The organism is Vibrio sp. CB1-5, assembly GCF_059412285.1.
Genome location: NZ_JBJHPB010000008.1, coordinates 105,614 through 118,171 on the forward strand (window position 1 = coordinate 105,614; position 12,558 = coordinate 118,171).

11 protein-coding genes are annotated in these 12,558 nt (G+C 46.2%); 3 read left to right on the plus strand and 8 right to left on the minus strand.

Going from position 1 to position 12,558, the window contains the following annotated elements:
- Positions 1-114: 114 nt before the first annotated feature.
- Together ACJB0T_RS08340 and fghA are read left to right on the plus strand one after the other, a co-directional pair.
- Positions 115-1,239, plus strand: a complete 1,125-nt coding sequence (locus ACJB0T_RS08340; RefSeq protein WP_479288875.1) for an S-(hydroxymethyl)glutathione dehydrogenase/class III alcohol dehydrogenase — start codon at positions 115-117, stop codon at positions 1,237-1,239.
- A gap of 95 nt (positions 1,240-1,334) precedes the next feature.
- Positions 1,335-2,180, plus strand: coding sequence for an S-formylglutathione hydrolase (gene fghA / locus ACJB0T_RS08345; protein WP_479288874.1), 846 nt, complete (start codon positions 1,335-1,337; stop codon positions 2,178-2,180).
- Positions 2,181-2,275: 95 nt separating this feature from the next.
- Here fghA and ACJB0T_RS08350 read toward each other — a convergent pair whose 3' ends face one another.
- The 5 genes from ACJB0T_RS08350 to ACJB0T_RS08370 form a co-directional block, all read right to left on the minus strand.
- Positions 2,276-3,835, minus strand: coding sequence for an AbgT family transporter (locus ACJB0T_RS08350; RefSeq protein ID WP_338163660.1), 1,560 nt, complete (start codon positions 3,833-3,835; stop codon positions 2,276-2,278).
- Positions 3,836-4,237: 402 nt separating this feature from the next.
- Complete coding sequence (locus ACJB0T_RS08355; RefSeq protein ID WP_479288873.1) at positions 4,238-4,648, minus strand: type IV pilus modification PilV family protein; 411 nt, start codon at positions 4,646-4,648, stop codon at positions 4,238-4,240.
- On the minus strand, positions 4,638-5,891 hold the full coding sequence (locus ACJB0T_RS08360) for a hypothetical protein (RefSeq protein ID WP_479288872.1): 1,254 nt from the start codon (positions 5,889-5,891) through the stop codon (positions 4,638-4,640). Before ACJB0T_RS08360 ends, ACJB0T_RS08355 begins: the two co-directional genes overlap by 11 nt.
- Positions 5,888-6,496, minus strand: a complete 609-nt coding sequence (locus ACJB0T_RS08365) for a PilW family protein (RefSeq protein ID WP_479288871.1) — start codon at positions 6,494-6,496, stop codon at positions 5,888-5,890. Before ACJB0T_RS08365 ends, ACJB0T_RS08360 begins: the two co-directional genes overlap by 4 nt.
- Position 6,497: 1 nt before the next feature.
- Positions 6,498-7,010 carry a GspH/FimT family pseudopilin gene (locus tag ACJB0T_RS08370; RefSeq protein WP_479288870.1) on the minus strand — a complete coding sequence of 171 codons (513 nt, stop codon included), beginning with the start codon at positions 7,008-7,010 and terminating at the stop codon, positions 6,498-6,500.
- Positions 7,011-7,124: 114 nt separating this feature from the next.
- Between ACJB0T_RS08370 and ACJB0T_RS08375 the strand changes: the two genes are divergently transcribed.
- On the plus strand, positions 7,125-7,541 hold the full coding sequence (locus tag ACJB0T_RS08375) for a type IV pilin protein (RefSeq protein WP_479288869.1): 417 nt from the start codon (positions 7,125-7,127) through the stop codon (positions 7,539-7,541).
- 83 nt (positions 7,542-7,624) lie between these two features.
- Here ACJB0T_RS08375 and dnaJ read toward each other — a convergent pair whose 3' ends face one another.
- The 3 genes from dnaJ to ACJB0T_RS08390 all read right to left on the minus strand — a co-directional run bounded on the left by dnaJ (position 7,625) and on the right by ACJB0T_RS08390 (position 12,546).
- Positions 7,625-8,767: a molecular chaperone DnaJ gene (dnaJ, locus tag ACJB0T_RS08380; RefSeq protein WP_479288868.1), complete on the minus strand. Its 1,143-nt coding sequence runs from the start codon at positions 8,765-8,767 to the stop codon at positions 7,625-7,627.
- A gap of 303 nt (positions 8,768-9,070) precedes the next feature.
- Positions 9,071-10,984, minus strand: coding sequence for a molecular chaperone DnaK (gene dnaK, locus ACJB0T_RS08385; protein ID WP_042500824.1), 1,914 nt, complete (start codon positions 10,982-10,984; stop codon positions 9,071-9,073).
- 281 nt (positions 10,985-11,265) lie between these two features.
- Positions 11,266-12,546, minus strand: a complete 1,281-nt coding sequence (locus ACJB0T_RS08390) for a dicarboxylate/amino acid:cation symporter (protein ID WP_479288867.1) — start codon at positions 12,544-12,546, stop codon at positions 11,266-11,268.
- Between the last annotated feature and the right edge of the window lie 12 nt (positions 12,547-12,558).

The following is a 12,558-nucleotide window of genomic DNA, read 5'->3' on the forward strand; positions in this document are numbered from 1 at the left end:
ACTAACCTTAGTGAGTTAGCCGTTTGTTTTCTTATGTATAGATTCGTGACCTTGGGGCAATAACCTTGAAGTAGTGACCTTGAGGCAATGACCTTGAAACAAAAAGGAAAAACCATGACTGAACAATTTATTAAATCACGCGCTGCTGTCGCTTGGGGTCCAAACCAACCACTAAAAATGGAAGAAGTCGACGTCATGCTGCCAAAAGCGGGCGAGGTACTGGTTAAAATCGTGGCGACTGGCGTTTGCCACACCGATGCATTTACTCTATCTGGCGACGATCCAGAGGGCATCTTCCCGAGCATTCTTGGTCACGAAGGTGGCGGTATCGTTGAAATGGTTGGTGAAGGCGTCACCAGTGTTGAAGTCGGCGACCACGTTATTCCACTATACACAGCTGAATGTGGCGAATGTAAGTTCTGTAAGTCTGGTAAAACTAACCTGTGCCAAGCGGTTCGTGAAACCCAAGGTAAAGGCCTGATGCCAGATGGTACGACCCGCTTCTACAAAGATGGTCAGCCAATTTACCACTACATGGGCTGCTCTACGTTCTCTGAGTACACCGTATTACCTGAGATTTCACTTGCTAAAGTGAACAAAGAAGCCCCGCTTGAAGAAGTCTGTTTACTTGGCTGTGGCGTAACAACGGGTATGGGCGCGGTACTCAACACTGCAAAAGTTGAGAAAGGCGACACAGTGGCTATCTTCGGTCTTGGTGGTATCGGTTTGTCTGCAATCATTGGTGCTCGCATGGCTGGCGCAAGCAAAATCATTGGCATAGACATCAACGAAAGCAAATTCGAGCTTGCTCAGCAACTTGGTGCAACAGATGTGATTAACCCACAGAAGTTTGATAAGCCAATTCAAGAAGTGATCATCGAGATGACTGACGGTGGTGTTGATTACTCTTTTGAGTGTATCGGTAACGTCAACGTGATGCGTCAAGCACTTGAATGCTGCCATAAAGGTTGGGGTGAGTCGGTTATCATTGGTGTTGCCGGGGCAGGTCAAGAGATCTCTACTCGTCCATTCCAACTGGTTACTGGTCGCGTATGGCGTGGTAGTGCGTTTGGTGGCGTTAAAGGTCGCAGTGAACTTCCAGAGATCGTAAATCGCTACATGGCGGGTGAATTTGGGCTGCAAGAGTTCATTACTCACACTATGCCTCTTGAAGAGATCAACGAAGCGTTTGAGCTTATGCACAAGGGTGAAAGCATTCGTTCAGTTATTCACTATTAATTGGTCCTTGGTCCTTGGTCCTTGGTCCTTGGTCCTTGGTCCTTGGTCCTTGGTCCTTGGTCCTTGGTCCTTGAAGTGTAATTTAGGTGTATAGAATGACAATCGAAAATTTGAGCCAAGCAAAAGTGTTTGGTGGTTGGCTCAAGCAATACAGACACAGCTCAAACTCACTCAACTGCCCGATGCGCTTTGCGATTTACTTACCACCAGAGGCAAGTGCTGACAATCCGGTTCCGGTCCTTTATTGGCTATCAGGTTTAACCTGCACCGATGAGAATTTCATGCAAAAAGCAGGGGCATTTCGTGCTGCCGCTAAGCTTGGTATTGCTATCGTCGCACCGGATACCAGCCCTCGCGGAGAAGGGGTACCTGACGATCCAGAAGGTGCCTACGATTTTGGACTCGGTGCTGGCTTTTATGTCAATGCTACTCAAGCGCCATGGAGTCAGCATTACCAAATGTACAGCTACATCGTCGATGAACTGCCAATGCTAATTGAAGAACATTTTCCGGTAAGCAGCGTACGTTCCATTTCTGGACATAGCATGGGTGGGCACGGCGCACTGACCATTGGTTTAAAGAACAGTGAACGCTACCGCTCTATCTCTGCATTTAGTCCAATCAGCAATCCAATGAACTGCCCTTGGGGACAAAAAGCGCTCAGCCAATATCTAGGGAACAACACCGAAGATTGGAAACAATACGACAGTGTTGAACTACTGCAAGCGGTACAAGCCACACTACCTATCTTGGTGGATCAAGGTGAAGATGACGGCTTCTTGCAAGAGCAGCTCAAACCTGAGTTACTGCTTGCCGCAGCCGAAAGCTCAGGCAGTGATGTCAAGCTTCGCATGCAGCCGGGTTACGATCATAGTTACTTCTTTATCCAAAGCTTTATTGATGACCATTTACGTTTTCACGCTGGATTCTTAAAAGACTAGAGAATAAGAGTGACGGGATTTAAACCCCAGAAGCTAAAAACAAAAAGCCCGCCTAGGCAATCTGCCAGGCGGGCTTTTTAATATCTTACGTTAACTTACATAGTGTAAGTGTATGGCGCTTGGATACCTAGAGGAATACCTAGAGCCCAGTAAGCTAGCAAGAAGATAGTCCAACCAATCAGCATAGCGATTGAGAATGGCATCATTAGAGAAGCTAGTGTGCCGATACCCGTAGACTTCACGTAGCGTTGGCAGTAAACCACAACTAGTGGGAAGAATACCATCAATGGAGAGATGATGTTCGATACAGAATCACCAACACGGTAAGCCGCTTGAGATAGCTCAGGAGAGATACCAACCGCCATTAGCATTGGAACTAGGATTGGACCAATCAGTGCCCATTTCGCTGATGCCGAGCCAACCAGTAGGTTAACAAATGCAGTCAGTAGAATCATACCCACGATAGTCGCCTGACCGGGCAGGTTCATCGCTTTCAGACCTTCTGCACCATAAAGTGCAAGCATAGTACCGATGTTTGACTGACCAAATGCAGATAGGAACTGTGCACAGAAGAACGACATAACAATGTATGCGCCCATCGTTGCCATTGTGTCTGACATCGCTTTGATGACATCATTGCTTGTCTTGAACGTGCCCGCAACGCGGCCGTATACGTAGCCTGGGATGATGAACAAGATAAAGATCAATGGAACGATAGACTTCATTAGCGGTGCAGAGAACGCTGTAATTTCACCCTCTGGAGAACGAAGCGCTGAAGTCTCTGGAATAATCGCAGCAACAAGCAGTGCGATACCCGCCATCATGGACCAACCTGCTGCGCGGAACGCTTTCGATTCTGTCTCTGTGAACGTACCTAGATCTGGTGCTTCTTCCGCATCTTCATCAACAGGTGTGTTTACTAGGCGTGGCTCAATGATTTTCTCAGTCACGTACCAACCGATAGCAACAATGATCACTGAAGATAGACCAGTAAAGAAGATGTTTGCTAGTGGGTTAACGATGTATTCAGGATCAAGAACCTGAGCAGAAGTTTGTGTGAAACCTGCTAGTAGTGGGTCGATACCTGAAGGGATGAAGTTTGCAGAGAAACCACCTGATACACCAGCAAACGCTGCTGCAATACCTGCTAGAGGGTGTCGACCCGCCGCGTGGAAGATGATACCGCCTAGAGGAATCACCAGAACGTAACCTGCATCCGCCGCGGTGTGCGATACGATCGCAACAAGAATCAACATCGGAGTTAACAGTTTTGCTGGCGTGAAGTTCAGCATCTTCTTAAGACCAGTTGTGATGAAGCCTGAAGAGTCAGCAACACCTACACCTAGCATCGCAACCAGTACGATACCCAGTGGCGCAAAGCCTGTGAACGTCGTTACCATGTTAGCAAGGAAGCTTGCTAGTGCTTCACCTGTTAGAAGGTTAGTCACTTCTAGAGGTGTGCCGGTGCGTGGGTTAATCAGATCGAAACTGACGTTAGACAAAAGTGCTGATGCAACCCAAACAATAACGAGTGCCCAGAAAAACAGGATAGCAGGATCTGGGATCTTGTTACCCGCTTTCTCAATAAAGTTTAAAAAGCGATCCATTCCAGTCGGCTTTGGAGCTGGTGCTTGATTAATCGATTGGTTACTCATGGTAACTCCGTGTGTGTGATGTTGTTATTTGTGAATCTCAAGGCAAATATCACGATGAGATAAAATCTGCGTGACTATTTTATTTAAAAAAGTTGAAAATAGTAGATAATTCGGAACTTTTTCCATATTTGTAGACTTATTTTGCAAAAACTACCGATTACCATAACATTTAACCAACAACACTTAGCACAATAGCAAAACAATTATCTAACTAGCACGCAAAATGCCCGACATTATAAAGATAGCTTATAAATTAAACACAACCTAAAGGGAGTAAGAGGTGCAACGGAGAAATACAGGTAGGCCTGTTTCTGCATCATTTTAAAAATCAGGAGATTAACCGCGAAGACGACGCTGATAAAAAATTAACACGTCTTATGTTGGATAGTGACGCCAGTAGCGCTAGTCAAACTCACTGTAACGGGAAATTTGGGTGGTCAAACTCAGACGACGGGATTCGCCGAGTCGGTCATTCCAGTCTACATCGACTTGAACCGTTTTGACATTACCATCCATAGAAGTGGTGGGAACTCGCCAAGTTACGCTATAAGGTGGGTGGTTTTCAGAACCAGAGACGATGTCAGTATCGAAATCCGCCACCAACATATCTGAAGTTGTACTATCTGCACCGCGCGTTCGAAACCATTCTAGCTTCGCCTCTGCTAGCCCCAATGCTTGAATACTGTGGTAGGCATAATCAGAACGCTGCTCAATATACGCCTGCATCTTCACCAAGCCCAGCGCCCCAACCCCAACAAGGCAAATGGCGATCATGACTTCGACAAGACTAAATCCACGCTGTTTAGAAATCACGCCAAGCTCCTTTTTTCCAGGTGAATAGTGAAGATGAACCTTGCGCGTCGCGAATTACATCGCGGTTATAATGAAACGACAATGAATCCCTAAACAATGAAGCATGACTGGTCTTCGGATAATCAAAGAACACCCCTCCAGAAATGTTGAAGCTGCCGCCTTGATAGTAAGCCGCAGAACCATAGTCTTCGGGGAAATGAGCGACTGCGCTATCTGAAAGTTCTAGTGCATCCCAAGCCGATTTAGTTGGAGAGAAGTCCTGGTTAAAGTGAAATACCACGCCATTAATTGAGGTAGCTCCGTGCAGCGCTAATAGGCCTTCATGAACGACTAACATCATCGCTTTCTTCGTGCCCTCCTTAGGGTTTAGCGCGGTTTTGATCGAACCCAGCTCATCAGATGAAATAACGCAGGAACCTTCGATCCAGATTTTTAAATTGCCAGCGTTGAGGCTTTTGATGATCTTTGAGCCACACTTCTTAGGCCCCGCGCTTTCGGATGCAGATTTCAGCTCAATCACGGTAAATTCACCACTATCTCTTATCGAGTTGTGATAGCTTGCATCGACACCAAAAAAATCTTTAAAAACATCCAGCTCTGTATCTTTTTTAAAGTCTTGCTTCAAACAAGATGGGCTTGTATCTGACGAACAGTTGGCACTGACCACCGTCATCTCAGCACAATCTTTGTTGTTATGCTCAAAGCCTTCATAAGGACTAATACCATGTATCACACCACTGTTTGTAATCGAGCCATTCGCTTTAAATGAACCACCGAAGCGAACTGCCGTACAATCCCAACGTCCATCCTCCAATTTATTGCCCGGATCAGGTGTCGAGATATTTACCGAGCTTTTTACAACAAAGCTTCCAGTACTTTGAATAGCACCTGGTTTTAAACTGTTAGAAGACGGAATAAATCTGCGACTAACTTCATAAGAACTCATTTTTGCCGATAGAACTACCTCTTTTGTCATCGCGTCAACTGCGAAGCTCGGCGTGATGTTAATTGCGCTATCGCATTTATTGGGCTCTGCTGGAACAGATAAAGTAGGAATAAACTGAGCTAGACCACATTCCACACCTCCTTCCAGGGCCCAATAAGTCTTTCTCGCCTCTACTTCATTTTGAGCACGTTTTATTTCATAAAGAGATGTTTTGTATGCCCCTAACGTAACGATCAAAGCCACTACAAGCAGTAAGCCCGTTGTCATAAGTGTGACGACACCTAGCTGCTGTTTCATTGGCCGTTCCTCACCATGAACTGTCGCGTCAATGATCTGAATACACTAGGGTTACCTCTTAGCTCTGCATCTATGGTTAGATTGATATATTGGTGGGTGGCGCTATTACTCCCTACCGTATTCGTCACCAAAGAAAAATCGTTTACTTTAATAAGGTTAGGTTCAAAAATGGACGTGCAACCTGTTGAGTTAGAGAATGTGGTCGTTTTCGTTCCAGCCGAAATGCTCGTTTTAGCTCGGCAAATTGACAGTTTCCCAACCTCTTCTGAGAACTGCCAAACAACATTCTCAATCGGTGCTTCTCCCCTATCATCTCGATACGCATACTGCGCCACCGCCCCACTCTGCGACACATAAATGGTACTGCTGGCTCCAGAAGGTACCCAGCTTTTACTATCTTCACCATTAAAACCGGCACGGATCATGTCATTCTGAATACGGCGCGCCGTTGTGGCGAGCGCTTGATTGAGTAGTAACAGTTGAGAGCGATCGGATGCGTGGTTTTGCACCGATATGTACAAAGAGCCCACTAGGGAAATCGCCATGATACCCACCGTCGATGCCACCAGCATTTCGATGATAGTGATGCCTTTTTGACGCTTCATCCTAGCAATCCCCTAACCCATATTCACCGCCACTTTGACAAACTTGAACTCGACCTGACGCGGCATGACTTACGATCTTGGCAAACTTGTCACTGCGTGGGTATGGTTTAATAGTGATATTGCCACCCACACGTGCTCCGCCAGTGATGTGGTCGATTTTTAGCTGTTCACTATTAAAATTAAGATCAATGGTTGTGCCATCAAAAGGGGCACCAGACATTGTAAACAACCGCTTTACGTCGCTATCCGAAAGATTCCCCTTGTTTGCCACCACCGCAGTCCAGTTGCCATCCGAAGCCCCTTCCGGCAAGCCTTCAAAATGGATCCATAATGGCTCATTACGCAGTATCGCTTCCGCCTGTGTTTGCACAATTACGCCGTAGAGCTCAAGAGCTGCACGCTCTACTTTGTTTGATTTGGAGACATCGGTGAACGTCGGTGCCATCGCCATCAGGACGATACCCGAGATCAGTACTGTGATGATCAATTCCAAAAACGTAAAGCCGCGAACCATTTCCCAAATTCCTATGAAACTGGTAACAAACAAACCTATCTACTTGCGTTAATCCTAACAGCAGAGAACACTATAAAAGTCTTTTAAAATAGTCGGTTGGATTGACTTAAAATAATGAAATGCAAACAAGGTGGGAGTAGACAAAGAGGTTTGACGTTGATCGAATTATTGATCACGTTAGCCATACTCGGCATTCTGACTTCCGTTGCCTACCCAAACTACACGCAACAGGTGCGAGAAAGTCATCGAATGATCGCGTTGGGTGATTTACTGGAAATGCAGTTAGAGCTAGAACGCACTTATAGTAGCGGCTACAACTTTGAATCTGTTATTTCGGGTGGGCGCTGTACTGTGTGTGAATCGCAGGTCAACCGCTATCAATTTGAGGTAGTGAGCAGCGCTGGCGCCGCCTATACCATAAAGGCTATCGCACAAACGACGACCAGCCAATCTGGCGATGCTTGCCTTGGGGCGGATAAAACAATGAGTTTGACCTCCAATGGCGATGTCGCTCCGCTAGAATGCTGGTAATACAAATATCGTCACATAGAAAAGCAATCGGCCCGCGATAACCTTCGTCATCGCGGGCCGATTCAAATACGTTTAACGAGCAATTAGCTAGTTAAATCATCGAAAAACTTCTTCACACCATTGAAGAAACCTTCTGATTTTGGCTTATGCGTGTTCGCTGCTTCACCGCCGCATGACTCTTCAAATTCATGCAGAAGTTCTTTCTGACGTGTGCTTAGCTTCACTGGCGTTTCAACCACAAGCTTCACGATTAAATCGCCAACGCCGCCGCCACGAACGCCTTTCACACCTTTACCACGCATGCGGAACATACGGCCTGTCTGAGTCTCTTCTGGCACTTTAAGGCTTACACGGCCATCAAGTGTCGGAACTTCAACTTCACCGCCTAATGCAGCTTGAGCAAAGCTTACTGGCACTTCACAGTACAAGTTGTTGCCTTCACGCTCAAAGATGTGGTGCTCTTTCACGTGGACTTGTACATACAAATCACCCGCTGGTGCACCATGCTCACCCGCTTCACCTTCGCCAGATAGACGAATGCGATCGCCTGTATCGACGCCAGCTGGGATCTTAACGTTAAGTGTCTTCGTCTTCTGTACGCGACCTTGACCATGACAGCTGTTACATGGGTCTTTAATGATCTTACCGCTGCCGTTACACGTTGGACAGGTTTGCTGAACGGCAAAGAAACCTTGGCGCATCTGAACTTGACCATGACCATGACAAGTACCACAAGTTTGCGGTGAAGAGCCTTTCTTCGAGCCAGAGCCATCACACGGTTCACACTCGACTAACGTCGGCACTTCGATTTCTTTTGAAATACCACGAACCGCTTCTTCTAGTGTTAGCTCCATGTTGTAACGCAAGTCTGCACCGCGCTGCGCACGATGACCACCGCCACCACGACGACCACCACCGAAGATATCACCAAATACATCACCGAAGATGTCACCGAAATCTGCGCCGCCGCCACCAAAGCCGCCACCGCCCATGCCACCTTGTTCAAATGCAGCATGGCCATATTGGTCATACGCTGCTTTTTTCTGTGGCTCAGTAAGAATTTCGTACGCTTCTTTTACTTCTTTAAACTTCTCAGCCGCCGTCTCATCACCTTGGTTTCTATCTGGGTGATACTTCATCGCAAGACGTTTATACGCCTTCTTGATGTCGCGCTCTGATGCGTCACGATCAACGCCTAATACTTCGTAAAAATCACGTTTTGACATATTGCTTGTTACCAATTACTTCGACAAACAGCCCGACGCTGTTTGGGGATTGTATCGTTCTAGATAAGGATTTTGGTCCTTGGAGGTAGTTTCCTTATCTAGAGCGACAGTGTCTACAAATTTGCGGGCGTAAAGGTTACCCCAAACGCCCGCAACAATCATTTTTCGAGAACCCAGCTCACTGAATTCTCTAAGCCATAAAGTCCAAGCTCAAGGAGGAAACGCGCAGTTTGCTTAGTTTTCATAGAGAAAGCGAAAATGAGCATTTCCGACGCCGAGATTGGGCTTTATAGCGACGAGAAATTATTTTTTCTCGTCTTTTACTTCTTCGAACTCAGCATCAACAACATCGTCGTCTTGCTTAGGCTGTTCGCCAGCTTCAGCGCCAGCACCTTGTGCTTGAGCTTGTTGCTGTGCGATTTCCATTAGCTTCTGAGCCGCTGCCATTAGCGCTTGAACTTTCGCGTCAATCGCTTCTTTGTCTTCACCTTTACGAGCTTCTTCTAGCTCAGTGATCGCTGCTTCAATCTTCTCTTTCTCTTCTGCAGGTAGCGCTTCACCAGCTTCTTCTACTTGCTTACGAGTACCGTGAATCATTTGGTCTGCTTGGTTACGTGCAGCTGCTAGCTCTTCGAACTTCTTGTCCGCTTCTTTGTTAGCTTCTGCTTCTTGTACCATTTTCTCGATGTCTTCATCGCTCAGGCCGCCAGATGCTTGGATAGTGATCTTCTGCTCTTTACCCGTCGACTTATCTTTCGCAGATACGTGCAGGATACCGTCCGCATCTAGGTCGAAAGTTACTTCGATTTGAGGCATACCGCGAGGTGCAGCTTGAATGCCTTCTAGGTTGAATTGACCTAGAGACTTGTTGTACATCGCTTGCTTACGCTCACCTTGAAGAACATGGATAGTTACCGCGTTCTGGTTGTCTTCTGCTGTAGAGAAAACTTGGTTCGCTTTCGTTGGGATAGTTGTGTTCTTCTCAACTAGCTTAGTCATTACGCCGCCCATCGTCTCGATACCTAGAGACAGAGGAGTAACGTCTAGTAGAAGTACGTCTTTAACATCACCAGCAAGTACACCACCTTGAACTGCAGCACCCATTGCTACTGCTTCGTCAGGGTTCACGTCACGGCGAGCTTCTTTACCGAAGAACTCAGCAACCTTAGCTTGAACCATAGGCATACGAGTCTGGCCACCAACTAGGATTACGTCGTTGATGTCGCTAACAGATAGGTCAGCGTCAGCTAGAGCAACTTTTAGTGGCTCAAGAGAACGTTGTACTAGGTCTTCAACTAGAGATTCTAGTTTCGCACGAGTCACTTTTACGTTCATGTGCTTAGGACCAGTTGCATCTGCAGTAACGTAAGGTAGGTTTACGTCAGTTTGAGAAGTAGAAGAAAGCTCGATCTTCGCTTTTTCTGCTGCTTCTTTAACACGCTGCATTGCTAGTGGATCGTTCTTAAGGTTGATACCTTGTTCTTTCTGGAACTCTTCAACTAGGTAGTTGATCATGCGGTTATCGAAGTCTTCACCACCAAGGTGCGTATCACCGTTAGTTGCTAGAACTTCAAATGTTTTCTCGCCTTCAACTTCGTCAATCTCGATGATAGAGATATCGAATGTACCACCACCAAGGTCGTAAACTGCGATAGTACGGTCGCCGCCTTTTTTATCAAGACCGTAAGCAAGTGCAGCTGCTGTTGGTTCGTTGATGATACGTTTAACTTCTAGACCTGCGATACGGCCAGCATCTTTCGTTGCTTGACGCTGTGCATCGTTAAAGTAAGCAGGAACTGTGATAACTGCACCAGTGACTTCCTCACCTAGGAAGTCTTCAGCAGTTTTCTTCATTTTCTTAAGTACTTCAGCAGATACTTGAGGAGCCGCCATTTGTTGGCCTTTTGCTTCTACCCATGCATCACCGTTGTCAGCCTTAACAATTTTGTAAGGCATGATTTCGATGTCACGCTGAACTTCTTCGTCTTCAAAACGACGACCGATAAGACGCTTAATAGCAAATAGCGTGTTCTCTGGGTTTGTAACTGCTTGACGTTTTGCAGGTTGACCTACTAGCGTTTCGCCGTCTGTGTATGCGATAACCGATGCGGTTGTACGCTCACCTTCAGCATTTTCGATTACGCGTGGTTTGTCACCGTCTAGAACAGCAACACAAGAGTTAGTAGTACCTAAGTCAATACCAATGATTTTACCCATCAGGCTATCTCCGAATAATTCTATTGTTTCGTTTGCTGCCTCAGTTTGAGGCTGAGAGCCGACAATTTGCCCGCTCGCAATAGGTTTGTTTTCTGTATGACCCATAGATAAGGGCGTCAAAATGCTTTTCAAGGGAAAAAGTGAAAAAAGTTTAAGTTTTTTCTGTTGTCATGGTGCATCTGAACATCATTTGCACCCACTGCCTAACGTTGTAATTGCTTGAAAAATAAAAAACGGAGCCATCATTGGCTCCGTTTATCATCTAGAGAAACTATTTTTAATTACGCACGGCTCTGGGCAAGCACTGCGTCAGCATCTTGCTGTGCTGGTTCACCAATTTCACCTTCGCTACCAGCAACAATTGTGTTCACGGCAGTGTCACCAACAACGTTTGAGCTAGTACAGAACATATCGTTGATACGGTCAACAGCAGCAACAATGGCTAAGCCTTCTGGTGGCAAGCCTAGTTGGTGAAGGATAACACCAATCATAACCACGCCGCCGCCTGGTACACCACCAGCACCAATTGAAAGTAGTAGTACCGTAAAACCTAGAGTAAACAAATCGCCCATTTGGATAGGCTGACCAAAGGCATTAGCAATGAAGATAGCTGCGATAGCGATGTAGATAGACGCACCAGCCATGTTCATGGTCGCACCTAGTGGTACACCAAAACCTGCTACAGATTTAGACACTCCAATCTTGTCTGTCAAAGTACGCATAGTCACAGGAATCGTCGCGTTAGAGCTTGCCGTTGATAACGAGAACAGAACCTGCTCACGAGTCGCGCGGATAAACTGTGCTGGCGTCATTTTCGTCGTTGCGCCAACCATAAGTGGGTAAACCACAAAGATCCACAGAACAAGAATACCCACAACCAGTGCCACATAACCCGCTACCGATGCTAGCGTGTTGGCATCAAGCGTTGCACCAAGCTGAATCATCAATGCGAATACACCGTATGGCGCTAGGCTCATTACAAGACCAATTAGCTTCATCATCACGTCATTCGCTACTTTGAATGCGTTGATAGCAGGACCGCCTTTCTTATCCAGAGCCTGAATAGCTAGACCTGTCAGAATCGCCATAAAGATAATTTGTAGCATGTCACCGTTAGCAAACGCCTGAATTGGGTTGCTCGGTACAATGTTAGTGATCATTGAGAAGATATCAGGCGTCGTCGTTGACGTGATCTGAACAGCTTGAGCCACTGTGCCGCCTAGGTTAGCACCAGCACCCGGCTGAACGACCATACCGATAGCAAGTGCAAAAGTAATCGCGATCACTGTATTAAGAATATAAAGCGCAAAGGTTTTGCCGCCAAGACGACCGAAAGAGTTGATGTCTTTAAGTTCTACGATACCGCAAACAATAGAAACGTATACCAATGGTACAACGAGTAGTTTAATTAATGAGACGAACATGCCGCCTACGCCTTCTGCAAAACCAAGTAGATATTGGTCAAAAAGGCTAACACCTGCGAAAAGGTATTGAATCGCTGTACCAATCAAAAGGCCAGCAAATAGACCTACAAAGATCTTTTGGGATAGTGATTTATTCATTCAAAAACTCCA